Source organism: Leucobacter chromiiresistens, assembly GCF_900102345.1.
In the GTDB taxonomy this organism is placed as follows: Bacteria; Actinomycetota; Actinomycetes; order Actinomycetales; family Microbacteriaceae; genus Leucobacter; species Leucobacter chromiiresistens.
In genome coordinates this window covers 671,894-695,505 of sequence record NZ_FNKB01000001.1, presented here as the reverse complement: position 1 = coordinate 695,505, position 23,612 = coordinate 671,894, and the positions used below count along the sequence as shown (strand labels likewise).

The 23,612-nt window shown below is 68.1% G+C and carries 27 protein-coding genes; 7 read left to right on the top strand and 20 right to left on the bottom strand.

Annotated features, from left to right (window positions below):
- Position 1: 1 nt before the first annotated feature.
- The 5 genes from BLT44_RS03200 (at position 2) to pknB (ending at position 7,766) form a co-directional block, all read left to right on the top strand.
- Positions 2 to 1,273: a Stp1/IreP family PP2C-type Ser/Thr phosphatase gene (locus BLT44_RS03200; protein WP_010155568.1), complete on the top strand. Its 1,272-nt coding sequence runs from the start codon at positions 2 to 4 to the stop codon at positions 1,271 to 1,273.
- Positions 1,266 to 2,666, top strand: a complete 1,401-nt coding sequence (locus BLT44_RS03195; protein ID WP_010155569.1) for an FtsW/RodA/SpoVE family cell cycle protein — start codon at positions 1,266 to 1,268, stop codon at positions 2,664 to 2,666. The genes BLT44_RS03200 and BLT44_RS03195 overlap by 8 nt, the downstream gene beginning before the upstream one ends.
- Complete coding sequence (locus tag BLT44_RS03190; protein WP_010155570.1) at positions 2,663 to 4,150, top strand: penicillin-binding transpeptidase domain-containing protein; 1,488 nt, start codon at positions 2,663 to 2,665, stop codon at positions 4,148 to 4,150. The genes BLT44_RS03195 and BLT44_RS03190 overlap by 4 nt, the downstream gene beginning before the upstream one ends.
- Positions 4,147 to 5,958: a protein kinase domain-containing protein gene (locus tag BLT44_RS03185; protein WP_029608128.1), complete on the top strand. Its 1,812-nt coding sequence runs from the start codon at positions 4,147 to 4,149 to the stop codon at positions 5,956 to 5,958. Before BLT44_RS03190 ends, BLT44_RS03185 begins: the two co-directional genes overlap by 4 nt.
- Before the next feature lie 92 nt (positions 5,959 to 6,050).
- Positions 6,051 to 7,766, top strand: a complete 1,716-nt coding sequence (gene pknB, locus BLT44_RS03180; protein WP_010155573.1) for a Stk1 family PASTA domain-containing Ser/Thr kinase — start codon at positions 6,051 to 6,053, stop codon at positions 7,764 to 7,766.
- A 46-nt stretch (positions 7,767 to 7,812) separates the two neighbouring features.
- On the opposite strand, the gene BLT44_RS03175 is transcribed toward pknB, so the two are convergent.
- Genes BLT44_RS03175 through BLT44_RS03170 form a run of 3 tightly spaced genes read right to left on the bottom strand, consistent with a single transcriptional unit; the run spans position 7,813 to position 9,382 of the window.
- Positions 7,813 to 8,448, bottom strand: a complete 636-nt coding sequence (locus tag BLT44_RS03175) for an anthranilate synthase component II (RefSeq protein WP_010155574.1) — start codon at positions 8,446 to 8,448, stop codon at positions 7,813 to 7,815.
- Entirely contained in the window at positions 8,445 to 8,603 is a 159-nt protein-coding gene (locus tag BLT44_RS15535; RefSeq protein ID WP_010155575.1) for a hypothetical protein, read from the bottom strand. Before BLT44_RS15535 ends, BLT44_RS03175 begins: the two co-directional genes overlap by 4 nt.
- Positions 8,603 to 9,382 (bottom strand): class E sortase, encoded by a 780-nt coding sequence (locus BLT44_RS03170; RefSeq protein WP_231291508.1) that lies wholly within the window; start codon positions 9,380 to 9,382, stop codon positions 8,603 to 8,605. The genes BLT44_RS15535 and BLT44_RS03170 overlap by 1 nt, the downstream gene beginning before the upstream one ends.
- 59 nt (positions 9,383 to 9,441) lie before the next feature.
- Here BLT44_RS03170 and BLT44_RS03165 point away from each other — a divergent pair, with 59 nt between their 5' ends.
- A complete protein-coding gene (locus tag BLT44_RS03165; protein ID WP_029608130.1) occupies positions 9,442 to 9,717 on the top strand; it encodes a cell division protein CrgA in 276 nt (91 codons plus the stop codon).
- A 114-nt stretch (positions 9,718 to 9,831) separates the two neighbouring features.
- On the opposite strand, the gene BLT44_RS03160 is transcribed toward BLT44_RS03165, so the two are convergent.
- Complete coding sequence (locus BLT44_RS03160; protein ID WP_010155578.1) at positions 9,832 to 10,758, bottom strand: rhomboid family intramembrane serine protease; 927 nt, start codon at positions 10,756 to 10,758, stop codon at positions 9,832 to 9,834.
- Between the two features lie 12 nt (positions 10,759 to 10,770).
- On the bottom strand, positions 10,771 to 11,280 hold the full coding sequence (locus tag BLT44_RS03155; RefSeq protein WP_010155580.1) for a peptidylprolyl isomerase: 510 nt from the start codon (positions 11,278 to 11,280) through the stop codon (positions 10,771 to 10,773).
- A gap of 183 nt (positions 11,281 to 11,463) precedes the next feature.
- Between BLT44_RS03155 and BLT44_RS03150 the strand changes: the two genes are divergently transcribed.
- Complete coding sequence (locus BLT44_RS03150) at positions 11,464 to 11,955, top strand: hypothetical protein (protein ID WP_010155581.1); 492 nt, start codon at positions 11,464 to 11,466, stop codon at positions 11,953 to 11,955.
- A gap of 135 nt (positions 11,956 to 12,090) precedes the next feature.
- On the opposite strand, the gene BLT44_RS03145 is transcribed toward BLT44_RS03150, so the two are convergent.
- From BLT44_RS03145 to BLT44_RS03080, 15 genes are all read right to left on the bottom strand, one after another.
- Positions 12,091 to 12,576: an NUDIX hydrolase gene (locus tag BLT44_RS03145; protein ID WP_010155582.1), complete on the bottom strand. Its 486-nt coding sequence runs from the start codon at positions 12,574 to 12,576 to the stop codon at positions 12,091 to 12,093.
- Positions 12,577 to 12,629: 53 nt separating this feature from the next.
- Positions 12,630 to 13,895 carry an alpha/beta hydrolase gene (locus tag BLT44_RS03140; RefSeq protein ID WP_010155584.1) on the bottom strand — a complete coding sequence of 422 codons (1,266 nt, stop codon included), beginning with the start codon at positions 13,893 to 13,895 and terminating at the stop codon, positions 12,630 to 12,632.
- 250 nt (positions 13,896 to 14,145) lie between these two features.
- A complete protein-coding gene (locus BLT44_RS03135) occupies positions 14,146 to 15,195 on the bottom strand; it encodes a DUF4097 family beta strand repeat-containing protein (RefSeq protein ID WP_010155585.1) in 1,050 nt (349 codons plus the stop codon).
- A complete protein-coding gene (locus BLT44_RS03130; RefSeq protein WP_010155586.1) occupies positions 15,192 to 15,908 on the bottom strand; it encodes a response regulator transcription factor in 717 nt (238 codons plus the stop codon). The genes BLT44_RS03135 and BLT44_RS03130 overlap by 4 nt, the downstream gene beginning before the upstream one ends.
- Positions 15,909 to 15,987: 79 nt before the next feature.
- A complete protein-coding gene (locus tag BLT44_RS03125; protein ID WP_331270905.1) occupies positions 15,988 to 17,355 on the bottom strand; it encodes a sensor histidine kinase in 1,368 nt (455 codons plus the stop codon).
- Positions 17,356 to 18,633: 1,278 nt separating this feature from the next.
- Entirely contained in the window at positions 18,634 to 18,948 is a 315-nt protein-coding gene (locus BLT44_RS03120; protein WP_010155588.1) for a terminase small subunit, read from the bottom strand.
- A gap of 323 nt (positions 18,949 to 19,271) precedes the next feature.
- Entirely contained in the window at positions 19,272 to 20,432 is a 1,161-nt protein-coding gene (locus tag BLT44_RS03115) for a phage major capsid protein (protein ID WP_010155589.1), read from the bottom strand.
- A 10-nt stretch (positions 20,433 to 20,442) separates the two neighbouring features.
- Positions 20,443 to 20,745, bottom strand: a complete 303-nt coding sequence (locus BLT44_RS03110) for a hypothetical protein (RefSeq protein WP_143025954.1) — start codon at positions 20,743 to 20,745, stop codon at positions 20,443 to 20,445.
- A 159-nt stretch (positions 20,746 to 20,904) separates the two neighbouring features.
- The gene (locus tag BLT44_RS03105; protein ID WP_010155591.1) at positions 20,905 to 21,168 is read right to left on the bottom strand and encodes a hypothetical protein; all 264 of its coding nucleotides are present in this window, start codon (positions 21,166 to 21,168) and stop codon (positions 20,905 to 20,907) included.
- 217 nt (positions 21,169 to 21,385) lie between these two features.
- A complete protein-coding gene (locus BLT44_RS03100) occupies positions 21,386 to 21,730 on the bottom strand; it encodes a helix-turn-helix domain-containing protein (protein WP_010155593.1) in 345 nt (114 codons plus the stop codon).
- Complete coding sequence (locus tag BLT44_RS03095; RefSeq protein WP_010155594.1) at positions 21,727 to 21,936, bottom strand: hypothetical protein; 210 nt, start codon at positions 21,934 to 21,936, stop codon at positions 21,727 to 21,729. Before BLT44_RS03095 ends, BLT44_RS03100 begins: the two co-directional genes overlap by 4 nt.
- On the bottom strand, positions 21,933 to 22,538 hold the full coding sequence (locus tag BLT44_RS03090; RefSeq protein ID WP_010155595.1) for a hypothetical protein: 606 nt from the start codon (positions 22,536 to 22,538) through the stop codon (positions 21,933 to 21,935). The genes BLT44_RS03095 and BLT44_RS03090 overlap by 4 nt, the downstream gene beginning before the upstream one ends.
- Entirely contained in the window at positions 22,535 to 23,212 is a 678-nt protein-coding gene (locus tag BLT44_RS03085; RefSeq protein ID WP_010155596.1) for a hypothetical protein, read from the bottom strand. Before BLT44_RS03085 ends, BLT44_RS03090 begins: the two co-directional genes overlap by 4 nt.
- Positions 23,209 to 23,376 (bottom strand): hypothetical protein, encoded by a 168-nt coding sequence (locus BLT44_RS15530; protein ID WP_155819011.1) that lies wholly within the window; start codon positions 23,374 to 23,376, stop codon positions 23,209 to 23,211. Before BLT44_RS15530 ends, BLT44_RS03085 begins: the two co-directional genes overlap by 4 nt.
- On the bottom strand, positions 23,373 to 23,573 hold the full coding sequence (locus BLT44_RS03080) for a helix-turn-helix transcriptional regulator (RefSeq protein ID WP_010155597.1): 201 nt from the start codon (positions 23,571 to 23,573) through the stop codon (positions 23,373 to 23,375). Before BLT44_RS03080 ends, BLT44_RS15530 begins: the two co-directional genes overlap by 4 nt.
- Between the last annotated feature and the right edge of the window lie 39 nt (positions 23,574 to 23,612).

Sequence of the window (23,612 nt, the reverse complement as noted above, 5' to 3'; positions counted from 1 at the left end):
CGTGACGGTCACGTACGAGAGCGCCATCGGCTCCCATGTGGGCATGGTGCGGTCCAACAACCAGGATTCGGCGTTCGCCGGCGATCACATCTATCTCGTCGCCGACGGCATGGGCGGCCACGCGGGCGGCGATGTGGCCTCCGCGATCGCGGCGAAGGCGATGGCCGAGCTCGATGTGCCGCCGACGGGCAGCCCCGAGGCGATGACCAATGTGCTGCGCACGGCGATCCTCGACACGAACACGAAGCTGCGCTCCACCGTGCGCGATCGCCCCGAGCTCGCCGGCATGGGCACGACCTTCACGGGGTTCATCCCGGTCGAGGATCAGCTGGCCATCGGCCACATCGGCGACTCCCGCCTGTACCTGCTGCGCGACGACGCGCTGCAGCAGATCACCAAGGATCACACGTTCGTGCAGCGTCTCGTCGACAGCGGCAAGATCACCGAGGAGGAGGCGAAGACCCACCCGCGCCGCTCGGTGCTGATGCGGGTGCTCGGCGACGTCGACTCCTCGCCGCAGGTCGACACCCTGGTGGTCGACACGCAGCCCGGCGACGTCTGGCTGCTGTGCTCGGACGGCCTCTGCGGCTACGTCGACGACGCCGACATCGAGAAGATTCTGCGCCGCCGCTCGACCCTGCAGAACGGCGTGGACGCGCTCATCGACAAGAGCCTGTCGCACGGCGCGCCCGACAACGTGACGGTCGTGCTCGTCGAGACCGTCGCCGCTCCCGCGGTCGACCCGGGCGACACTCTGGAGCTCAAGCAGGAGGGCCGGCGCTTCGCAGGATCGGCCGCGACGACCGAGGCCGCGATGGACGGCACGACGTCGACGGCCCGCAACCGCCTGCTCAGCCGCAAGCGCGCGGTGCGCAAGGCGCCGGTGGTCGAGGAGAGCCACTTCGAGTCCCGCGTCGACGAGTACCTGGCCGAGCTCATCGCGGAGACGAAGCGGCGCAACCGTCGCCGGCGCCTGCTGTGGGCGTTCGGCGGGATCGCCGTGCTCGTGGCGATCGGGGGCGCGCTCCTCGTCGGCTACCAGTGGACGCAGACCCGTTACTTCGTCGGCACCGACGATCGGACGGTCATCATCTACCAGGGCGTGCAGCAGAACATCGGCGCGCTCTCGCTCTACTCGGTCGCCGAGGACACCGAGATTCCGCTGGAGGATCTCGACGGCCTCGAGCAGCGGCAGGTGAAGCGCACGCTGACGGCGGGCTCCCTGGAGGAGGCGCGCGACATCGTGCTGCGGTTGGGGGATACCGATGAGTGACGCCCAGTCGGCCGACGGCGGGCAGGCCCGCACGTTCGAGAAGACCCGCACCAGCGAGACGGTGCTGCAGCGCATCACGGCGCTGCGCGCGCCGCGCAAGCTGCAGGCGCTCGAGCTGGCGCTGCTCGTCTTCGCGGTCGCCATCGGCGTCGGCGCGATCGTCATCATCGATCTCACGCTCGGGGGCGCCCCGTCGACGGAGCTGCTGCCGATGGGCGCCGCATTCGCCGTCGCGCTCATCGGACTGCACCTGACGATCCGCCGCATCGCGCCCGACGCCGACCCGCTCATCATGCCGATCGCGGCGATGCTGAACATGGTCGGCATCGCGATGATCTACCGCATCTCGTTCGACGAGGAGGCGGCCTTCCCGGTGCGGCAGCTCCTCTGGTCGACGATCGCGGTGGTCGCGGCGATCGCAGTGCTCTGGGTGATCCGCAACCACATGGTGCTGTTCCGGTACACGTACCTCACGGGCCTCGCCGCGGTCGTGCTGCTGCTGCTGCCGATGCTCCCCGGCATCGGCCAGACCCTGAACGGCGCCCGCGTCTGGATCAACATCGGCGGCTTCTCGTTCCAGCCGGGCGAGATCGCGAAGATCCTGCTGGCCGTCTTCTTCGCCGGGTATCTGGTGCGCAGCCGTGATTCGCTCGCGATGGCGGGCAAGAAGATCCTCGGCATCCGCTTCCCGCGCGCGCGCGACCTCGGGCCGCTCATCGTGTTCTGGCTCGCCGCGATGTCGGTGCTGGTGTTCCAGCGCGATCTCGGCACCTCGCTGCTCTACTTCGGCCTCTTCCTCTCGATGCTGTACCTGGCGACGGGCAGGATCGGCTGGATCATCCTCGGGCTCGGCCTCTTCCTCTCGGGCGGCCTGATCGCGAGCCAGACGCTGCCCTACGTCGGCAACCGGTTCGCGAACTGGCTCGACCCGTTCGCCGACCCGAATGGCGCGAGCTACCAGATGGTGCAGGGCCTCTTCGGCATGGCGAACGGCGGCATGACCGGCACGGGCCTGGGCCAGGGGTACCCCGCGGTGACGCCGCTCTCGTTCAGCGACTACATCATTCCGAGCATCGGCGAGGAGCTGGGCCTCATCGGGCTCTTCGTGATCCTCGCCGCCTACCTGCTGCTGGTCGGCCGGGGCCTCCGCATCGGGTTCGCCGGGCACGACGACTTCGGCAAGCTGCTCGCCGCGGGCCTCGCGTTCACCATCGCGTTCCAGGTCTTCATCGTGGTCGGCGGCGTCACCCGGGTGATCCCGCTCACGGGCCTCACGGCGCCGTTCCTGGCCGCGGGCGGCTCGTCGCTCGTCTCGAACTGGATCATCGTCGCCCTCCTGATCCTCCTGTCGAACTCGGTTCGCAACCGACCGAAACTGGTGATCCGCTCATGAACAAGCCCCTCAAGCTCATCACCCGCGCCGTCTTCGGCATGTTCATCGTGCTCTTCTTCTCGGTCACGATGGTCCAGTTCGTGCAGGCGGACGACCTGCGCGCCAACGCCCTGAACTCGCGCGCGCTGATGAACAGCTACAAGGTCGAGCGCGGCGCGATCCTCGTCGACGGCGATCCCGTCGCCTTCTCGACCCCGACCGACGACGACTTCCAGTACGTGCGGCAGTACGCGAACGGGCCCATGTACGCGCCCCTCACCGGCTACTTCTCGCGCACGCAGGGCATGACCGGTCTCGAGGCCGCGATGAACCAGGATCTGTCGGGCAGCGGCAACGCCCAGTTCTTCACACGCATCATGAACACCCTGAACGGCGTCGAGCCGCAGGGCAGCTCGATCGAGACCACCATCGACCCGGCGGCGCAGGAGGCGGCGTATGCGGCGATGACCGAGAACGGGTTCGAAGGCGCCGTCGTCGCGCTGGAGCCGAAGACCGGCAAGGTCCTCGCGCTCACCTCGACGCCGGGGTTCGATCCGAACGCGCTCTCGAGCAACAACGACGCCGACATCATCACGAACTACCGTCAGCTCAACGACGACCCGTCGCAGCCGCTGCAGAACCGCGCCATCGCCGGCGACCTGTACCACCCGGGATCGGTGTACAAGCTGATCTCGGCCGCCGCGGCGATCGAGTCGGGGGCGGCGACTCCCTCGACCGAGTTCGACAACCCGGCGCAGTGGACGCTGCCGCAGTCGAGCTCGGTGCTGCAGAACGCGTCGCGGAGCACGTGCGGCTCGGGCGACAAGGCGACGCTCGACCAGGCGATCGTGCTGTCGTGCAACATTCCGATCGCCGAGATGACGACGAAGATGGACGACAACGCGGTGCCCGACATGGCGGCGAAGTTCGGGTTCGAGCAGGATCTCGCGATCCCCACTCCGGTGACCCCGAGCCAGTCGCCCGTGCCCGAGAGCAAGGCGCAGGTCGCACTCTCCTCGATCGGTCAGCAGGACGTGCGCGCCACCCCGCTGCAGATCGCGATGGTGTCGGCCGGGATCGCGAACGGCGGCACGGTGATGAAGCCGTACCTCGTCGACAAGGTCATCACGCCCGATCTGACGGTGGAGAAGGAGTTCTCCCCCGAGCAGTTCAGTCAGCCGGTCTCCGAGAAGACGGCCGACGCGGTGGCGAGCATGATGGAGCACGGCGTGAACAAGCCAGAGGGTCTCGCGCAGAACGCGGCGATCGACGGCGTCCGCGTCGCGGGCAAGACGGGCACCGCCGAGAACGGCACGGACGCGGATGGGAATGATCTTCCCTTCACGCTGTGGTTCACTGGTTTCGCACCGGTGGAGGATCCGGAGGTCGCGGTAGCCGTAGTGATCGCCGACGGCGGTGGCGCGAACTTCGGAAATGAGGGAGGCTCGTTCGAGCTTCCCACGGCTGTTGGAAAACGAGTAATGGAAGCGGTGTTGAGCGAATGAGGCCAGCGGCAGGGATCACATTCGGCGGACGCTACGAGCTCAGCTCGAGGATCGCCGTCGGTGGCATGGGTGAGGTCTGGAAGGCGACCGACAGCATTATCGGCCGCACCGTCGCCATCAAGATCCTCAAAGACGAGTACATGGGCGATCCCGGCTTCCTCGAGCGGTTCCGCGCGGAGGCGCGCCATGCCGCGCTCGTGAACCACGAGGGCATCGCGAACGTCTTCGATTACGGCGAGGAGCAGGGCTCCGCGTACATCGTCATGGAGCTCGTGCCCGGCGAGCCGCTGTCGGCGATCATCGACCGCGAGGGGCGCCTGCCCGCGAACCGCGTCCTCGGCATCGTCGCGCAGACCGCGACCTCGCTGCAGGCGGCGCACGACGCGGGTCTCGTGCACCGCGACATCAAGCCCGGCAACCTGCTCATCACGCCCGAGGGCCGGGTGAAGATCACCGACTTCGGCATCGCGCGGATCGCCGACCAGGTGCCGCTCACCGCGACCGGTCAGGTCATGGGCACGGTGCAGTACCTCGCGCCGGAGCAGGCCAGCGGCCACACCGCGACCGCAGCCACAGACATCTACTCGCTCGGCGTCGTCGCGTACGAGTGCCTCGCCGGCAAGCGCCCCTTCACGGGCGAGTCGCAGGTCGCCATCGCCATGGCGCAGATCAACGACACGCCGCCCGACCTCCCGACCGACATCCCCGAGCCCGTGCGCAATCTCGTGCTCGCCTGCCTCGCGAAGGATGCGGCCGGCCGCCCGATGACGGCCGCCAAGCTCGCGCAGGCCGCGACCGCGCTGCACCGCGGCGACGTGCAGCTCGCCGCGAGCTACGTGCCGCAGGTGCTCGGCGACAGCCAGCCCGCGACGATGGCGCTGCCGCAGACCTCGGTCTCCGATGCCGCGACGACGGCGCTGCCGCAGACGACGGCGATGCCCGGCGCCATGCCGCTCGAGGCGCCGTCCGACGACGAGGCCCCGGTCGACGAGGAGCCGAAGAAGAAGAAGCGCAGCCCGTGGACCTGGCCGCTGATCACGCTGCTGGTGCTGCTGCTGCTCATCGGCGGCGGCACCGCCATCGCGCTGCTGAGCGGCAACAACGACGCCGACAAGCCGCCGACCACGACGACGCCGACGCGCACGACCACCCCGGCCGAGACCACGACGCCGCCCGAGCCCACCACGGGCGTCGTCGACGGCGACGAGGTCGTCGGGCGAAACGTCGACGAGGCCGTCGCCTACCTGCAGGGCCTCGGCTTCACCAACGTCACCACGGCTCCGGGCAACCAGGCGCCCGACGATCAGGTGAACCTGGTGACGTCGGTGAACCCGACGGGCAGCAGCGTTCCGCTCGACGAGCCCATCACGCTGACGTACAACGTGGCGTACGGCGAGGCGCCGGCGCCGGGAGCGCCGACCGGGCCGAGCTCGGTGGAGTCGGGCGCGTCGTTCACGGTCTCGCTGCCGACGTACGTGTGCCCCACCGGCATGCAGGTCTCGAACTACAACGTCACGGTCTCGGGCGACGGCAGCCTCGCGAGCATCTCGGGCACGACGGCGAACCTCCAGGCGAAGTCGCCCGATGCGGGCGGCACGATCACGGTGAACTACACGGTCGCCTGCCAGGGCAACGGCGCCGAGCGCGTCTCGCCCGCATCGCCCGATCTCTCGATCACGGTCGAGGCCCCTGCGGAGGAGCCGAGCGCCGGCAACGGTTCGAACGGCAGCGGCAACTCGGGTGCGAACGGCTCGGGCGGCAGCGGCAACGGGAACCCCGCGCCCGGCCTGATCGGGGATGATCGGTGAGCGGACGCGACCGGTGAACGAGGCCGACTGATAACAGGTCGGCCACACGGCGAACGCCCGGTTCGCATCGCGGTAAACTGAGGACGGTATCCATGACCACGGAAGAGGTGAACATGCCCGAAACGACCGACGTCGGCGAACAGCGGATTCTCGCCGGCCGGTACGCGATCGGGGAGTTCGTCGGCCAGGGTGGCATGGCGACGGTGTACCGAGGCACCGACACGAAGCTCGGGCGGCAGGTCGCCATCAAGGTGATGAAGGCCGACCTCGCGGGTGACGCGCAGTTCCGCTCCCGCTTCCGCCAGGAGGCGCAGTCGGCGTCGCGGATGGCGCACCCCACGGTGGTGCGCGTGTTCGACGCCGGCGACGACCTGATCCAGACCGCCGAGGGGCCGAAGCGCCTCCCGTTCATCGTGATGGAGTACGTCGAGGGCACGAACCTGCGCCAGCTCGAGGCCGAGGGGCGGCTCTCGCAGTCGGAGGCGTGCCGCGTCGTCGACTCCGTGCTCACCGCGCTCGAGTACTCGCACCGCGCCGGCATCGTGCACCGCGACATCAAGCCCGCCAACATCATGATCACGAAGAGTGGTCAGGTGAAGGTGATGGACTTCGGCATCGCCCGCGCCGTCTCCGACACCTCGTCGACGCTGCAGGAGACCACGGCGATTCTCGGCACCGCGGCCTACTTCTCGCCCGAGCAGGCGAAGGGCGAGTCGATCGACGCGCGCACCGACCTGTACTCGACTGCGGTCATGCTCTACGAACTGCTCACGGGCGACGTGCCGTTCCGCGGCGACACCGCCGTGGCCGTCGCGTACCAGCACGTCAGCGAGCGGCCGAAGCCGCCGAGCGAGCGCGAGCCCGAGGTCACCCCCGAGCTCGACCGCGTGGTGCTCTACGGTCTCGCGAAGGATCGCGCGAAGCGCTTCCAGTCGGCATCCGAGTTCCGCGAGGCGCTGCGCGAGGCCGCCAACGGCCGGATGCCGAAGCTCGCGGTGCAGCAGCAGGACACGGTGCTGTTCTCCGGCGGAGAGGAGGTGTCGGAGTCGGATCTCGCGCTGCGGCAGCTCTCCGACGGGGGCGGCGCCACCCGCACGCAGAGCCGCCCGCCGGTGATGTGGACGTGGGCCGCGATTCTCACGATCGGCGCCGTGATCGCCGCCGTCGTGTTCTGGCTCGTCACCCTCGCGCCGCAGGAGTTCATGCCGGATTCCTCGCGCGAGGTGCCCGAGCTCGCAGACATGCCGAGTGCGGAGGCTCTCGACCGGTTGCGCGAGCTGGAGCTGACGACGATCAGCGTCGAGCAGACGAGCGATTCCATCGCGAACGATCACGTGATCTCCACGCTTCCCGAAGCGGGATCGGTGCTGACGGCCGGCGACAGCATCACCGTCTACGTGTCGACCGGGCCGGAGACCGCGAAGGTGCCGGCGATCGGGCGCATGTCGGAAGAGGACTACCGCGAGAAGATCGAGGATCTCGGCCTCACGGTGGGCATCGTCTCCAAGCGCGACGACCCCACCGAGGCCGCCGGCCGCGTGCTCAGCGTCAGCCCCGAGCCCGGCACAGAGGTGCAGTCGGGCACCGGCATCGAGATGGTGGTCTCGAGCGGCAACGTGCAGGTTCCCGATGTCGTCGCGCAGCCGATGCAGGTCGCGAAGTCGATGGTGGAGAGCCTGGGCCTCAACGTGACGTACACGCCCGAACCGTCGTGCCCGACGGTCGAGGGCTACCCGATCATCGAGCAGTCGATCGTCGGCTCGCAGGCGCAGCGCTCGGCGCTCAGCCTGAAGTACTGCTCGGGCTGACGCGGTTCCGCGCGAGGCGCGACCGGTCGGCGAGCGCCGAACCGGTTCAGTCGGCGAGCAGCGGCGACAGCGTGCGCGCGACCTCTGCCGCGTTGGGCACGCCCACCACCGTGAGCCAGTTGCCGAGCTGCTGGTAGCCGCCCTCGGTGAGCACCGATTCGGGGTGGTACTGCACTCCGTAGATCGGCAGTTCGCGGTGGCGGAACGCCATGACGATGCCGCTCGCGGTCTCGGCGGTGATCACGAGGCTGTCGGGCACCGTGTCGCGCACCACCGCGAGCGAGTGATAGCGGGTCGCGTCGAACTCCGCCGCCACGCCGTCGAAGAACGGATCGTCGGTGTGCACCACCCGCGAGACCTTGCCGTGCATGAGCTCCTCGGCGTGCGTCACGACGCCGCCGAGGGCCTCCGCGATCGCCTGATGCCCCAGGCACACGCCCAGGAGCGGCACACCGGTGCGCAGCGCGAGATCGACCATGGCGATCGAGACGCCGGCGTCGGCGGGAGTGCCCGGCCCGGGCGAGATCAGCACCCCGTCGTATTCGGCGACGAGCGCTTCGAGGCCGGCGGGCGTCACCTCGTCGTTGCGCATCACGTGCGTCTCGGCGCCCAGCTGCTGCAGGTAGCCGTTCAGCGTGTAGACGAAGCTGTCGTAGTTGTCGATGACGAGAATTCTGCTCATGTGGCGACCGTCACTTCCTCGCCAGGCATCTGCGTGGCGACCCAGGGGTAGACGTACGCGATCAGCGCGTACACGATGACTGCTGCGACCAGGAGCAGCACGATGACGCGCAGCCATGCCGGTCCCGGGAAGAAGCGCCAGAGTATCGAGAACACTATTCCTGATCCCCTCTGAGGGCCTGAGTGGCGCCCATCGTCGGATTGAGGTCGAGCAGCTCCTGCGGGGGGCCGTCGGATCGGGGCTGGAAGCCCTCGTACACCGAGTAGGCGATCGCTCGCTCGTCGCTGCCCGCCATCTTCGGATGGCAGGTGGTGAGCGTGAGGATCTGGTCGTCGCCCGGGGTTCCCTCGAGCCGCGGGAAGGGGTTGAGCACGTCGACCTCGTCGGGCGTCACGTACTCGATCGACCGGAATCGGTAGGTGTACCAGCCGTCGGCCGTCTCAACGAAGAGCGGATCGCCGACGCGCAGGTTCATGACCTCGCGGAACGAGTTGATGAGCGGCCCCGAGCGGTGGCCGGCGAGGGCGAAGTTGCCCGGTTCGCCGGGCATCTGGGTCGTCTCGTACCGGCCGATCCCCTTGTCGTCGAGGTTGAGCACTGTGTCCCAGTCCGTGCCCTCGGCGACCCGATTGGCGTAGGTGGTGCCGAACGAGGGGACGCGCAGCACGGCGAAGACCTCTGCGGGCTCCGGCTGCGCCGGCACGGGGACGACGCCGTCGAAGGGCTCCGCCGACGCCTCGCTGTCCCACCGGGCCGAATCCTCGTCTGAGAGGCCGGCCTGCTTGGCGGTGACTCCGACGCCGGTGTGCCACGGCTGCCAGACGATGTAGCCCATGACGGCGAGGCCTCCGACCAGCAGCAGCTCGCCCATCACCGTCAACGGGCTCAGCCTCGCGCGACGGCGCCGGCGACCCCTCTGGACTGTCTCGTTCACCCCCACATTCTAAAGCGTGCTCACTGGGCGCGAACCAGGTTCCGGGTAGACTGTCACCCATGGCAGCAGCTGGAAAGAATGTAAGCAAGCGGAATTCGGCCGAGGTCGCGCAGAACCGCGCTGATCTTGCGGCTGCGCGGAGGGAAGCTCCGAACCCGGTCTGGTTCAAGCCCGTGATGTTCGGCTTCATGCTGCTCGGTCTGATCTGGATCGTGCTCTACTACATCACCAGCTCGAGCCTGCAGCTGCCGATTCCGGCCTTCGGCCAGGCCAACATCTTCATCGGCTTCGGGCTCGTGCTCGTCGGCTTCCTTATGACGCCGTGGTGGAAGTGATCCGAAACGTGTCGTGAATCACACGGGTGTAATTCTCCCCAGCTGGGGAGGAACCTGTGGATAACTGACTGAGGCCCGGCATCCGCCGGGCCTCAGTCAGTTGTCGAGCATTCGTCAGCCGACGAATTGCGCCGCAGGGGCCATGACGAAATAGGCTCCCGAGAGCAGCACCAGCAGTGCGCCGAGCCCGACGAGCCCCGCCACGCGACGGCGGCGCAACCGCGGACCGCGCGTCGCGAGCAGCAGCCACATCGTCGCCGCACCGACGATCAGACCGCCGAGATGCGCCTGCCAGGAGATCGCGGCGCCGGGAATCAGGCCGATCGCGAAGTTGATCGCGATCAGCACGGCGAGCGACGTGATGTTGGCCCGGGCGGCGCGCATCGCGACGAGGGTCGCGGCGAGCACGCCGAAGATCGCTCCCGAAGCGCCGACCGTCGGAACGACCAGGGCCTGCGGATCGACATAGGCCCACATCATGACGCCCAGCGATCCCCCGACTCCCGCGAACAGGAACAGCACGGCGAACGCCGCCCGCCCGATCGCCTGCTCCAGGTTCCTTCCGAACAACCACAGAGCGTAGAGGTTGAAGAGGATGTGGAGGAAGAACGTGGGCGAGTGCGTGAACATCGCCGTCAGCAATCGCCACGGCTCGAAGGCGCCGGGCATCGAGTACAGCGGCGCGTACCAGAGCGCTGCCGTGACCCCGTTCCCGCCGAAGGTCGCGCTCAGCCACTGCGCGACGAAGACGACCGCGCACAGCAGCATGATGCCGTACGTCACGGGTGCATCGAGCGCCGCGATTCTGCGCCCGGCGACCCGAGTCGACCGCGCCGCGCGCTGCCCCGCCGGCGCGCGCATCTCCTTCGTGCACTCGGGGCAGAGCACGCCCACCGCCGATACGACCTGGCAGTCGCCGCAGATCGTGCGCCCGCACCGCTGGCACAGCGCGAAGCTGCGCACGCCCGGGTGACGGTAGCAGACGTCGTCGGGGCCGGGTTCGACGCGTTCGCCGTACACCGGCCCCGACCCGTTCGTCACCTGCGTTCGTCCTTACGCTGCAGCGATGTCGACGCCGGAGATCACGACGTCCTCGACCGGACGATCCTGCGCGCCGGTCTGCACGTTCGAGATCGTGTCGACGACCGAGCGCGAGGCGTCGTCGGCCACGACGCCGAAGATGGTGTGCTTGCCGTTCAACCAGTCGGGCGCCGTCGTCGTGATGAAGAACTGCGAGCCGTTCGTGCCCGCGAGACGGCCCGTCATGTCGGGGCGCTTGCCCGCGTTGGCCATGGCCAGCTGGTAGGGCTCGCTGAAGGTGAGCTCGGGGTGGATCTCGTCGTCGAAGGTGTACCCGGGGCCGCCCGTGCCGGTGCCGGTCGGGTCGCCGCCCTGGATCATGAAGTTCGGGATGATGCGGTGGAAGATGACGCCGTCGTAGAACCCCTTCTCGGCGAGGTCGACGAAGTTCTTCACCGTCTTCGGAGCGTGATCGCCGAAGAGGTTGACCACGATGTCGCCGTGGTTCGTGTGGATGGTCGCTACTGAGGAGTGAATCGTCATGCGACCAGTGTAGGCCGCGGGGGGTGTGAGGAAAGTGTTGTCAAGGCCCTTCGGAGCCTGGGAAACCCTGACAACGTGCGGTTCTCGAGGCTCGCGCCGCCGCCGACCGGCGGGTTCGGTGTAGCGTGGAGGCTACGGGTGATATGGCTCAAAGAATTGCCTCGTCGAGCAAGGAGGATACGAATGAATCTCTCACGTAAGCGCCGCCGCGAACTCCGGAAGCTGCGGAAGAACGCCCAGGAGCTGCTCGACCAGCAGCGCGTGGTGCTGGGGCATGCCGGGGAGGTGCTCGGCCAGGTCGGCGGACAGGCCCGCCACCTCAGCGACGAGCACCTGATGCCGCGGGTGGACGGAGCACTCGAGGCGGTGCGCCCGACGCTCGATCGCGGTGTCGCGACGGCTCGTCGGGCGGCCAGCACGGTGCGTCGCGCGACCACCCCGATCGTCGCGAGCGCGCTCGCGCGCACGATCCAGACGCTCGACGAGATCGACAACCCGAAGGCGGCGAAGAAGGTCCGCGGGTTCGGCGAGCGCTCGGGCTACCTGAAGCCGAAGAAGAGCGCCGGCGGGGTCGTCGCGCTCGGGCTCGGCGTCGCCGCGGCCGTCGGCGTGGGCTACGCGCTCTGGCAGGCGTTCCGCACCGATGACGAGCTCTGGGTCGCGCCCGAGAACTGAGGCATCTGCAACGAATGGCGCTCCGGCTCACCAGCCGGGGCGCCATTCGTCGTTGTGAGGTTCGGTGCGATCCTCGCCGGCCGGCGATGCGGGAGCGGCTCCGGCTGACCAGCGGCCCGCGCCCCGATCCGGCGACTACTTGCGCGGCTTCCCCGAGCGGCCCTGCCGGTTCGCGCCCTTGCCGGGCTTGCCCACCGGGCGCCGATTCAGCCCCGCCATTCGCAGACCCGTCTGCACCAGCGACAGCGTTCGCAGCGACTTGATGTCGCGGAGCGCCACCCACCGCGCCTCATCCGACGACCCGTCGACCTCGTTGCGCAGCGGCCCGTCCACGACGGTCGCCCGATACACGATGCGAATCGTGTGCAGCTCGGGGTCGTCGCCCGTAGGCACCTCCTCGCGCACCATGACGCGCGAGTCCACACCGAGCAGCTTGCCCACCTTCGCCTCGAGCCCGGTCTCCTCCGCCACCTCGCGCACGACGGCATCGCGGGGATCCTCGCCGCTCTCGATGCCGCCGCCGGGCAGCGTCCACCCGTGCAGATGACCCCGACGCCAGTGGGTGAGCAGGATCTTGCCGCGCCGCTCAACGACGGCGTAGGCGGCGACTCGAAGATCCATGATCCGAGCCTAGTCGGTCGGGCGTCGAGGCCGCTCCGCGCGCGCCGACGCGCTCAGGACGCGGCGGTACGAGCCCTGCGGCGCCGGAGGCCCGGTGCGCCCCCTCTCGCCGCCCGCTGCGCCGCCGCCCAGCCCGCAACCCAGCGCTCGAGTCGAGCGTACGCCTCGGCGCGCACCGCATCCCGTGACAGAAAGACATCGTGCAGTGCGCCGTCGAGACGCTCGATGGTGAGCGTCGAGCCCAGCCGCAGCGACGCCTTCGCGATCTCATCGACCTCGAGCACCGTGTCGGCGCTCGTCAGCGCCTCGTCCCAGCGCAGCGGCAGCGCCGAGCGGGCCGAGAGCAGCATGAGAATCGGCGACTCGATGGCGAGCCCCCGACTCACCCGGGCATGACCGGCGAGGATCGCGCGGAGCCACACCGTCAGCACCGCGTGACTGCGCGCCGGCCGCCATCGCTCGTCGATCGTGGCCAGCTCGTCCTGCGGCCCCACCGCGCGCTGCGCACGCGTGTAGAGCCCCGCGTCGAACTGCGGTGCGGAGTCTCGCAGGTTGAACCGCGCGCCGAGATCGAGCAGTGGAGCGAGCATCTGCCGGCCCGCTCCCGTCAGCTGGAACTCGAGCCACGGGCTGTTGAGCACGAGACCGTCGGCCCGACCCGGATGGGTGGACGCCCACAGGCTCAGAATGAGGCCGCCCGTGGAGTGCCCGAAGAGGATGAGCCTGCGCGGGGCTCCTCCGTCTCGTGGCGCAGCCCCATCAGGCGCGGCGGTGCCCGCTCGCGGGCCGTCGCCCTCGCCGTGACCCATCGCGTCGAGAGCCAACCCGATCTCCAGATCGTAGTCGTCGAGATTCTCGATGTAGCCCGGGGTCTGGCCGTCGCGCAGGCTGCGACCGTACTTGCGCAGATCGAGCGCGTAGAAGCGCGCTCCCCGGTCGGTCCAGAAGCGCGCCATGCTGCGCTGGAAGAAGTAGTCGGACCAGCCGTGCACGTACAGCACGTCGACGTCGGCGAGCAGCGGCGTGCGGCGCAGCACGCGGTCGAGCAGTCGGGGAGGCGCCGGCAGGGAGCGCACGAGCGTGGCGACCAACGGACCCTCGTCGTCTGCACCGAGATCGAGTTCGGCCGCCTCGAAGCCCGCCCCGAGCACATCGGGGCGCCAGTGGAGCGGGCTGCGGGCCCACGACGCAGCCCCGGCGTTCCCGCTCGCTTCCGCGCGGGCCCGGCCCGCCGACCCGAGCGATGCGAACCGGGCCGAGGCGCCGAGCGTCGCCGACCGATCCGCATGCGGACCCGACGGTGCCGGCCCGCCCGGCATCGGGCGCGCCGGCAACGATCCGCCGTGACGCCCCGCGTCTCCGCTGTCACGCCCCGCGTCTCCGCCGTCACGCCCCGCGTCTCCGCCGTCACGCCCCGCGTCTCCGCCGTCACGCCGCGCGTCTCCGCCGTCACGCCGCGCGTCTCCGCCGTATCGCCCCGCGTCTCCGCCGTGGTCCATGCGCCCAGTGTACGGTGCGCCCGCGGAGCCGGGGCGACTCGGTGCGCAGAGGCGACTCCGTGCGCGCAGGCTACTGCAGCACGACCTTCGCGGCCTCCGCACGCACCGACACCACGTGCTTCGAGTCGTCGCTCTTCGCGAGACGGTCGTCGAACTCGCCGAGTTCGGCGGTCGCATCGACGCGGTAGTCGGCCTCCGGGAGGTCGAGCGCGGCACTGCCGGTGCTCGCCTCGACGGAGACGCGATCCGGAGCCGCGCCGGTCATCGCCACGCGCACGGATCCAGCCTCGACGCCGACCTCGGCCGTGCCGACGTCGGCGAGCTCGAGCTCCGCCTTGCCGGCTTCGACCTCGACCTCGAGGTTCTGGGCGCTGCCGTCGAGGCGGACGTCGCCTCCCTGCACGCTGACGTCGAGCGAGCGGAAGGATCCCGATCCTCGCAGCGCGCCTCCCTCGACGCTCAGCTCAGCGTCGAGCCTGCCATCCTCGATCATCGACTGCGGAAGCGTCAGCATGCCCGAGGCGTCCCCGAGCGACCCGGCGCCGCAGTTGACGAAGCAGCCCGTGGTGAACCCGCGATCCGGGGTCTCGACGGTCAGGCGGCCCTCGCGCACCGCGAGCGTCCAGTTCGCCGCGCGATCGCCCGTCGCCACGAGCTCGGCCTCGGCGACGTCGCCGAACGCCACCTCGAACGATGCGCCCGAGATCTCGACGTCCAAGGCCCGCACTGCGTCGACGGGCGCGAAGTGCGTCACCGTGCCCGACCCGTCGTCGACCACCTGCTCCGAGCCGGGCGCCGCACCGCCCGAACCATCGGTCTCGTCGAGGTCGGTCGCACTGCCGACGAAGGCGTCGATCGCATCGTAGCGCTCGGGCATGATGTCGGAGTAGGCGGTCGATGCGGCGACCGCGAGCAGTGCCACTCCCCCGACCGCGGCCGTGACCGCGACGATCACTCGCGTCGACGGCGATCCCTTGCGCGTGGCATTCTCCGTATGGGGCTTGCCGGGCTGCAATGCGTCTGGCTGGGCGGCGCCGGGCTGCGATGTGCCGGGTTCGACGGCGTCGGGGTGCCGGACTGATCCGTGGGCGGATTCGTCGGGGGTGATGGGGGTGGTCATGCTGAGGCTCCGGTCTGTGCATCGGGGGTGGAACGTCGGGGGTCGGGCCCTGCGGCGGGCGGGCTCCCGAAGCTCTCGAAGTGAGCGATCGCGGCGAGCACGCGGCGGTTGCCGCCACCGTCGGGCTCGAGTTGCAGCTTCTGGAAGATCGCGGTGATGTGCTTCTCGACGCTCGCTTCGGAGAGGAAGAGCAGGGCTGCGATCGACTGGTTCGATCGACCCTCGGCGAGCGCTGCGAGCACGGTGCGCTCGCGCTCGGTGAGTGCGCGCATGCGGTCGTCGCGCGACCGGCGGGTGAGCAGCTGGGCGACAACTTCGGGGTCGAGCACGGTGGCGCCCGAGGCGATGCGCTGCACCGACTCGATGAAGTCCCCGACGTCGGCGACGCGATCCTTCAGGAGGTAGCCGAAGGCCCCGCCCTGCGCGGCGATCAGCTCGCTCGCGTAGCGCTCCTCGACGTACTGGGAGAGCACCAGCACCGGGAGGCGCGGGTGGGTGCGGCGCAGCTCCAGCGCGGCGAGGATGCCCTCGTCGGTGAAGGAGGGAGGCAGCCGCACGTCGAGGATGCACAGCTCGGGGTCGGTCGTCGCAACGGTCTGCAGCACGGTTGTCGCATCGGGCAGGGCCGCCACGACGGTGTGCCCGCCGTGCTCGAGCAGGCGCACCAGCCCTTCGCGCAGCAGCACCGAGTCTTCGCAGATCAAGATGCGCACGGGACGCTCACCTCCAGTGTCGTGGGCCCGCCGCGCGGGCTGTCGAGGCGGGTGGTGCCGCCGGCGGCCAGCACCCGGTTCATGATGCCGTCGAGGCCGCCCCGGGCGTGACGCGCGCACCGCCGATGCCGTTGTCCTCGACCCGGGCCCAGAGGAACGGGGTCGGCGCACCGTCGTCGTCGCGCATGCGCACGATGACGCGCGCCTCGCTCGCGCGGGAGTGCTTCGCAGCGTTCGTCAGCGACTCCGCGATCGCGAAGTACACGGCGGCCTCCGCGTCGCGGCTGCAGCGCCCCGCGAGCCGCACGTCGACGTGCACGGGGATGTGGGATCGGGCTGCGAGTGCGGAGAGGGCCGCGTCGAGCCCGCGATCGTCGAGCACCGAGGCGTAGATGCCCCGCGCGAGTTGGCGCAGCTCGGTGATCGCCGCCTTCGTCGAGGTGTGCGCCTCGGCGACCAGCATCTTCGCCGCATCGGGGTCGGAGTCGATCTTCTGCTGCGCGAGGCCGAGCGTCATGCCGACGGACACCAGGCGGGGCTGCACCCCGTCGTGCAGATCGCGTTCGATGCGGGTGCGTTCGACGTCTGCAGCGCGAACCGCCCCGGCGCGCTGCTCGGCGGAGACGCGTGCGTGCTCCGTGAGCTCCGCCTCGGCCGCCGTGGATCCGATGATGGCGACGGCGATCAACCGGTGCAGCAGTGCGAGCCCGATGATGCCGCCGGCGCAGATCAGCATCCCGATGATGCCCGGCTGCCACCACACCGACCAGGTGCGGAACAGCGAGATGAACGCCTGCACGAAGCCCTGCACGAGCCCGAGCAGGGCGGCGCCCAGCGCGCTCGAGATCGCGAAGTTCGCGACCGCGCGCCACATCCGCCCGTCCACGGACTGCCGCAGCACCGAACCCAGCCATCCGCCGAAGCCGGGGCCGCGCCGCTGCTGCCACGCCGGGGCCGTGACCGCGATCCCGTACAGGCCGCCGACTCGGTACGTCTCGAACCAGGCGATGCCGTAGAGCGCGTATACGGCCGCGACGAGCAGCACGAGGCCAACGCCGATGATGAGCATGCCGATGCCGGTGCCGAGGAGCGCGGCGAGCACGAGCGTGATGGTGAATCCCACGACGCCGAGTGCGGCGAGGTGGAGGCAGGTGAGCAGCAGTCGGAAGGGGGTCTTCGAGGTCGTCGACGTCGCCGGTCGGCGGTGCTGCTGCGGGCCCGCGTGCGGAAGACCGGCCGCTGCCGGGGCCGGAGGGGCCGCGGGCGCGGTCTGCGGCGCCACTCGCGGGTACGGCAGCGTCTGCGCGTGCGGCTCCGCCTGCACCTGCGCACCCGCAGCCGTCTCCGTACTCGTGTCTGTCTGCGAGCCCGAATCCGCCAGAGACGGCTCGCCGCCGGCCGGCGGCAGTGGCGTCGTCGGCGCATCGGATGCATGAGGAGTGATCATGGTTCTACGGTAGGCGCTCCCCCGCACGCGCGTGGAGCCAGCAGACCCGACGGTCCCGTTCGGGTTTTCCCTACCCTCGTCGGCTGCGCTCCCGAACACGTTCCACGTGAAACACAACACCCCCGACGCGAACGCCGGGGGTGTTTCTCGGTGGATCCTGGGAGAATCGAACTCTAGCTGGGCCCGCACCCTGGCGTAGTGTCTCGCAAAATCAGCATGATTACACGGTTCTTTGCTCACGCCAGCCCTACTGAATGCGACCTGATTTGGCGAAGTGTTGCCACAATGTTGCCACGATCCGTTTCGCTGCCCACCCTGTTTCGTCGGCCTGGTCTTCTCTCCCACTTAGAGGCGCAGTGCCCGCAACGAAGCTTTGATCCGCCTATGACACGCCGAGCCGGGTGTGGAAAGAGGAATTTTTCGGGGCGGGCGACCTTGTGGATAAGTGGGGGAAAAGTGCGAAAGCGTGCCGAAAGTTCTCCCCAATTCCGGCCCTGCATTCGGGAGAAGTCGGTGAAAAACTACATTGGTGTAACTACGGCATGTTGTGGTTGCCCCCGGTGTGGTTCACTAGATGTAGTGCCTCAGCACGCAAAGGGGAAGGCCACCCAGCGAATGCGAGTGGCCTTCCGAATGTTCTAATTACGCCCCAGGTTTCCAACGCCAATTGGAAGCCGAGAGATCCGACGAAGGGATTTTTCTCATATGCACTACCCGGTTTGTTCTTGCTACTCTAACCGTCCTGTCCCGAGGTGCACAACTGACGCGCCGATGACTCCGATCACGCACCGACCGTGCTGGTGCCCTTGCTCCCTCAGACGAGAACTGGTCGGGGTTCCGCCCCGACATGCTCTTCTCTCATCGACGAGAGGGGGTGATTGAAATGGCATCACGCACCGTCACGCGGACCGTTCGCAAGAATGGCGTCACCGTCCGCTATACCGTGACCATTCGGACCCGCTAGTCGGGATACGAGGGTCGTATTTCATCGAGCTAAGGAAGGAGGAAGGCACTGTGTCCAAGAAGAGTTCTAGCGGTTCGAACCGCTCCGCCGTGACTGGACGGTATGTGACCTCGCGCTATGCGAAGTCACACCCGTCCACGACCGTCCATCACGCACCGAAGAAGTCCAAGTAGCTCAAATCTAGAGTTCTAATTCGGTGCCAATCACGCGGGTCGCTTCCCATGCCAGTGGGGAGCGACCCGTCCTACTTTACGCAGGAAAACTGGTAAGACACCAAACACGCGACGCCGCCGCAGTACGCTCTTTGGGTAACTTCACCGCACGCGCTTCGGAGGCCTCTTCGACGTGATCGGGGTGACGTTCGTCGCCGCAGCTACCGCGGCCGCCTGCGCGCCCTGCTCGACGCGGCGCGCGCGGAGCTCGAGCTGCATGCGAACCTTCGGCGTACCGCCCACTTCGGCGAGCAGCTTCGACAGCAGCGAATGCGTCCTCACCACAAGTCCAGTATCGCCGGTCGCGCCGGCCTCGTCGACGAGGTCAGCGAGCGCGCGCACCTGCGCCACGGCCGCCGCATCCGATGCGGCAAGCCACTTCATGCCCGCGATCGCACCCTCGACACTCTGACGCATCACACCCGCTGGAGCGTCAGACGCTGCACGTGCCCGTGCCGTCACCTCAGCACGCTTGCGGGCCCGATACTCGCGGGAATACCGCGCATTGCGCTCTCGTGGCGTCTCGTGCGTGCTGCTGGTCATCTGACGGCCTTTCTACGCGCGTTCTGGACCGGTGGGGGAAATCACTGCCGGCGAACTCTTCGCTGGTGAGGGGTGTCCGCGATCCGGACCCCCCTACCCCGTGGGGTGAGGGCAGCGAGCGCACAACTACTCGCTGCCCTCGTGCTGCGCGGATAAGAACAGCTAAGAACCCCGCGCAGCAGTCTGTGGCTGGTCGTCTACGCTTCGGTGAGCGTTGCCTTGACGATGCCAGCGGGATGATAGGTGGAGAGGCCGAAGCGGCCCTCGACGCGGGCGCGCACCTGGTTCGTGTCGAACCCGGACGACTGGTCCCACTTCGTCTCGATGGTGCCGTCGGTGTCGACGCCGACGGCGCTGCGGTCGAGTGCGAGGGCGGTGCCGGCGGCGATGCGTGTCGAGGTGACAACCTGCGTGCCCCAGAGCTTCTGCGTTGCGCGGTCGACGGGCCCACCGAGGTCGAACGAACCGGAGGTGACGCGCTGCGTTTCGATCGCGGCCCAGTCGTTCGAGTTCACTATGAAGAGATCCGCGGCGTGGCCGACGTTCTCGAGCTTCAGCGCGGCGAGGCGCAGCGTCGTGACGGCGTCGGTGGCGAATGCCTGGGTCTGCACGCCGGACGTGTTCAGGATGCCGCGCAGGTGGCCTTCGGTGCCGTCACCGTTGAGGATCTCTCCCTCGACGGCTTCGCGCAGCATGAAGAGCAGCTGCGACGTGAGGAACGACTGCAGGGCGGACGCGTCCTTCAGGAGGTACTCGGCGACGTACTCGCTGATGTGGGCGAAGACGTGCAGGCGTCCTTCGATGGGCTCGACGCTGACGAGCGACGTGGGCTTCGTGTCACCGTCGGCGACGATCGCCGCGTTGTTCTCTCGCACGGTCTGTCGCAGGTACTGGTATACCGGCTCCCCGCGCAAGACCGATCCGAGCGCCTCGAGAACGCTCGTCGGCACGACGCCGTCCGCGATCGGATCCGGCGAGATGGGAACCGTCGTGACGGTCGTTCCGGTCGCGACGAGCGACTTCGCGCCGTACTGACGCACGATCCCCTCGGCCATCTTCCGGCCCCGTGCTCCGGTGAGGAACACGTGCCCCTTCGCACCCGCACGGCTCGGAGGTGCGAGGAGCTCGTTGCCGCCAAAATCTTCGTCGAGCTGTTCGCCGACGCCGTCGATGGACTTCATGATCGCGTCGCCTCTCTCCTGGCGGTTGATCGTCGCCTTGAGCTCGGTCGCGACGTCGGCGAGCTCCTCGATCCGCTGGATTTCCGCCTGGGTTAGGTCACGCTTCGCGCTCTTCGAACCGTCGACGATGGTCTGCATCTCGGCGAGGACCGCCGCGTGCTTTGCCTTGGCATTCATGGTTGTTCTCCTACTCGTTGTTGAGCAGTCCGAGCCGTACGGCCGCCGCGAGGTGCTTCGCGTCGAGGAGCCCGAGAGCGTGCGCGTGCTGAACGGCAGTGACCTCGTGCGCCTTGAGCGTCGCTTGGTACTTCGCTCGAAGCCGGCGATCGTCGCGGCTCAGGCCATTCCAGCCTTTGCGAGTGACGAGATCGTCGAGTCCCTTCTTCGCGGTGACGTACTCAGGTGACGGCACGGGCCACGCTTGCTCCTGGTGGAGCTTGAATGCGGCGTGCTCTCGAACAGCGAGCCGGTCGAGTTCATCGCGAGACATGTCAGCGAACATGCGACACCTCCGGGTTACGGACTGCAGCGATCCGGGATGCCGTGGAGATACTCGACGCGGCAAGATCGCAATTGACAGTGGCCGGATAACCAGGCCGGGGGTGCCGGGGGATGACCGCCCGGACACCATCAGGGTACACGACCGTTCTCATTCCATACCTTCACTTCGTATCGTGTCGTCGAGTTGCGAGTCAACCTGCGTCGCGAGGATCGCGAGGTTCATCTGATCGCGCCAACCTTCACCGCGGGCGAGTTCCGCGAGGCCGGCGCAAGCTGCGGCGAGCTCGAGAATCACCGTCGTCGCGTTCAGATGGCCGGTCGCGATCTCGTGCAGCAGTGTGTGGATCTTCGCAGCGTCTTGGTCAGCGACAGCGAGGATGAGTTCCCCGCTGACTGAGCGAGCTGTGCTCATGATGAGTTCTCTCTCTGATGGGTTTTCTCTCGTCCCCGATTCGCTTGCGAATTGGGGCTGGTATAGATCACTGGTTTAATCACTGGTATCTCACTGGTAGTAGGCGAAAATTGCCGGTCGTTTTGGCGAAATTTGCCGGTGGTTCTGGCGAAATCTGCCTACGGTCGCGCGAAATCTGCCTACGGTGCGTCGAAAAAGCGGCGAAATCTGCCTACGGTCACGCGACGTTCCAGCCGTGATTTCGAATCCACTCCGGGTCGTCATCGCGGAACTCGTTCGGGACATTCAGCACGTACACGTTGTGCGGCCACCGACCTCCTGGCGACCGGCGCTTCTCGATCGCAAACGCGCCGACCAGCTCGAGAGAGGCGAGGTGCTCCCGCACAGTGCGCGTGGACTGAGACGTCCACTTGGCGATCGTTTCCTGGTTGGGAAATGAGTACCCGAGCTCCGTATTCTCCAGCTCTGCGAGACACAAGAGCACGAGCTTCTCGCCGGGCTTGATCTTCCGGTGGTGGACCTCCTCGATCGCCCACGCCCAGTTGCGGGCGGAAAGGCTCATGCTTCACCGTCACCCTCCCCGACCGTCCGGAGCTTCGCAGCGAGCTCGAGCATGAGCCGCCCTGTTGCTTCGAGCTCGTCGACCTGCTCGGGCATCCACTTCTTCACGATCCGGTCGTATCCGAACGCGACGCCGATCATGCCCGTGCCGCCGAGGATGGGTGACACCCACTGCTGCGCGAGCTGCTGCGGCGTGATGGCCCTCATGCGTCATCACCGTCGTTCTCGCGCTCAGCAGCCTCCTGCTGCGCCTTGAACAGGTCACCGACCGTCGCACCAGGCCCGAGCGCGTTTGACCGCTGAATGAGCGCCTCCGCACCCTTCTCCGCCTCATCATCCAACGGCGCATCGACGTAGTTGCCCGCCCTTCGCCACTCGTCGAGGTCCGAGATCATCGCCGGCGCGGAGTCCGCCGCCATGATTGCCGCGAGCGAACTCGCAGCGGCCATGTGGCGGTCGGTGAAGACCTTCCGGTCACCGTCGTATCTCGGGTAGAACATGGCAATAGCCATGCCGCTGCGGAACGCTTCCACCACCGGACTCCCGTCGTCGTAGACGCGCGTCGCGGGTGGCAGGTGCCGGAGATCTCCGAGGTGCTCGTCGCGACCGACGGGAAGGTGCTCAGCGATCGCGCTGTACTGCTGCTGCCGAAGCGCATCGAGGTACTCGAGCACGCTCTCGGGCACCTCTGCGTCACCCCCTGCAAGTTCGTGCCCGAGGTGATCGAGCGCGTCGATGTTGCGCAGCACGAGAGCTTTCAGGGTGTCGAGCGGGCTGCTCGCGGGCGTCGTCGGGTTCATCTCGGTCATGCTGCTGCTCCGATCGTCTGGTTGTTGAGTCGATCGCATTCGGCCTGCATTTGCTCATAAGCTTCGGCAAGAGCGCGAATCTCTTGCAGGCCCTGCGGTCCTTCCGTGGGATCGGTGATTGCGGAACACGATGCTTCCCAGGGGCGACCGTGGAAGCGGAATGCGTGCACCGTGCACCAATCCGCCGGCCGCCGGATTTCGAGCGCGCACGGCTCGTTCTGCTCGTCCCCGCTCCATGAATGCCACTGGTCCACGCACGCCGCGTCGCGGCACTCGCGCACCTCATCGTCGTGCCGTTCGGTACCGGCTTCGACTGTGCCTCCCATCCACCGCCAGCCGTACTCGGTCCGGGCCCAGAGGTCACCGCCGCGCACCTGGTCGCCGACGCCGTCGACCTTCGCGCACTCCACGACGCGTTGCGCGGTCTGCAGGTCTCTAAGTGTCGCTTCGGTGTACAGGTGGATCATGAACCGACGGGGCTCTTCGAGGCGCACGGTCACCGCGAACGCCTGCCGAACCCACCGGCCCTGAGAGTCGAGGGCGCGCCTTACGCGCTGCTCCACGAACCGGGTGACCGTGGGGAGGTCGGCGAGGTGCGAAGCCGCCCAGAGTCGCGCTGCGTTGTCCTGCGCACGCGTTTGTGCAGTGTCCGATTGGGTGAGCATCATGTTCACAGCCCACCTCCGATGCCGTCGGTCTCCGGCGCTGCTGCGAGATCCGCGGGGCGCTGCAGCTCGCGCGGTGCGAGAATGGGTGTGGTTCGTGGACTATCAAGGTTTTCAGCGGACTTCTGGCCGTCGTCGAGGTGCAACTCGGCGGCGGCTTTCTTCGCGCTCACGCGCCAATCTCCGCGGTCGAGGTGCGCGCTGCCTGTTCGATCCATTCGAGGACTTCCTCGAGCTTGTAGAACACAGTGCGCGGCGTTGGCTTGTAGAAGCGCGGACCTTTCCCGGTGAAACGCAGTTGAGCCAGATGCCCCTTGGTGAGGCCGGGCACCCGTTCGCACACCTGGTCGGGGGTGATGAACTCGGACATGTTTCCTCCATCTCGTTTTCAGTGACTTCGGTAGTGCTA

What these genes read in the sequence shown, in the direction of transcription:
- BLT44_RS03195 (WP_010155569.1), top strand. Translation starts at nt 1,266, where the DNA reads ATGAGTGACGCCCAGTCGGCCGACGGCGGGCAGGCCCGCACGTTCGAG.
- BLT44_RS03190 (WP_010155570.1), top strand. Translation starts at nt 2,663, where the DNA reads ATGAACAAGCCCCTCAAGCTCATCACCCGCGCCGTCTTCGGCATGTTC.
- BLT44_RS03185 (WP_029608128.1), top strand. Translation starts at nt 4,147, where the DNA reads ATGAGGCCAGCGGCAGGGATCACATTCGGCGGACGCTACGAGCTCAGC.
- pknB (WP_010155573.1), top strand. Translation starts at nt 6,051, where the DNA reads ATGACCACGGAAGAGGTGAACATGCCCGAAACGACCGACGTCGGCGAA.
- BLT44_RS03175 (WP_010155574.1), bottom strand. Translation starts at nt 8,448, where the DNA reads ATGAGCAGAATTCTCGTCATCGACAACTACGACAGCTTCGTCTACACG.
- BLT44_RS03165 (WP_029608130.1), top strand. Translation starts at nt 9,442, where the DNA reads ATGGCAGCAGCTGGAAAGAATGTAAGCAAGCGGAATTCGGCCGAGGTC.
- BLT44_RS03155 (WP_010155580.1), bottom strand. Translation starts at nt 11,280, where the DNA reads ATGACGATTCACTCCTCAGTAGCGACCATCCACACGAACCACGGCGAC.
- BLT44_RS03150 (WP_010155581.1), top strand. Translation starts at nt 11,464, where the DNA reads ATGAATCTCTCACGTAAGCGCCGCCGCGAACTCCGGAAGCTGCGGAAG.
- BLT44_RS03145 (WP_010155582.1), bottom strand. Translation starts at nt 12,576, where the DNA reads ATGGATCTTCGAGTCGCCGCCTACGCCGTCGTTGAGCGGCGCGGCAAG.
- BLT44_RS03140 (WP_010155584.1), bottom strand. Translation starts at nt 13,895, where the DNA reads ATGCCGGGCGGGCCGGCACCGTCGGGTCCGCATGCGGATCGGTCGGCG.
- BLT44_RS03135 (WP_010155585.1), bottom strand. Translation starts at nt 15,195, where the DNA reads ATGACCACCCCCATCACCCCCGACGAATCCGCCCACGGATCAGTCCGG.
- BLT44_RS03125 (WP_331270905.1), bottom strand. Translation starts at nt 17,355, where the DNA reads ATGATCACTCCTCATGCATCCGATGCGCCGACGACGCCACTGCCGCCG.
- BLT44_RS03120 (WP_010155588.1), bottom strand. Translation starts at nt 18,948, where the DNA reads ATGCGTCAGAGTGTCGAGGGTGCGATCGCGGGCATGAAGTGGCTTGCC.
- BLT44_RS03115 (WP_010155589.1), bottom strand. Translation starts at nt 20,432, where the DNA reads ATGAATGCCAAGGCAAAGCACGCGGCGGTCCTCGCCGAGATGCAGACC.
- BLT44_RS03110 (WP_143025954.1), bottom strand. Translation starts at nt 20,745, where the DNA reads ATGTCTCGCGATGAACTCGACCGGCTCGCTGTTCGAGAGCACGCCGCA.
- BLT44_RS03105 (WP_010155591.1), bottom strand. Translation starts at nt 21,168, where the DNA reads ATGAGCACAGCTCGCTCAGTCAGCGGGGAACTCATCCTCGCTGTCGCT.
- BLT44_RS03100 (WP_010155593.1), bottom strand. Translation starts at nt 21,730, where the DNA reads ATGAGCCTTTCCGCCCGCAACTGGGCGTGGGCGATCGAGGAGGTCCAC.
- BLT44_RS03095 (WP_010155594.1), bottom strand. Translation starts at nt 21,936, where the DNA reads ATGAGGGCCATCACGCCGCAGCAGCTCGCGCAGCAGTGGGTGTCACCC.
- BLT44_RS03090 (WP_010155595.1), bottom strand. Translation starts at nt 22,538, where the DNA reads ATGACCGAGATGAACCCGACGACGCCCGCGAGCAGCCCGCTCGACACC.
- BLT44_RS03080 (WP_010155597.1), bottom strand. Translation starts at nt 23,573, where the DNA reads ATGTCCGAGTTCATCACCCCCGACCAGGTGTGCGAACGGGTGCCCGGC.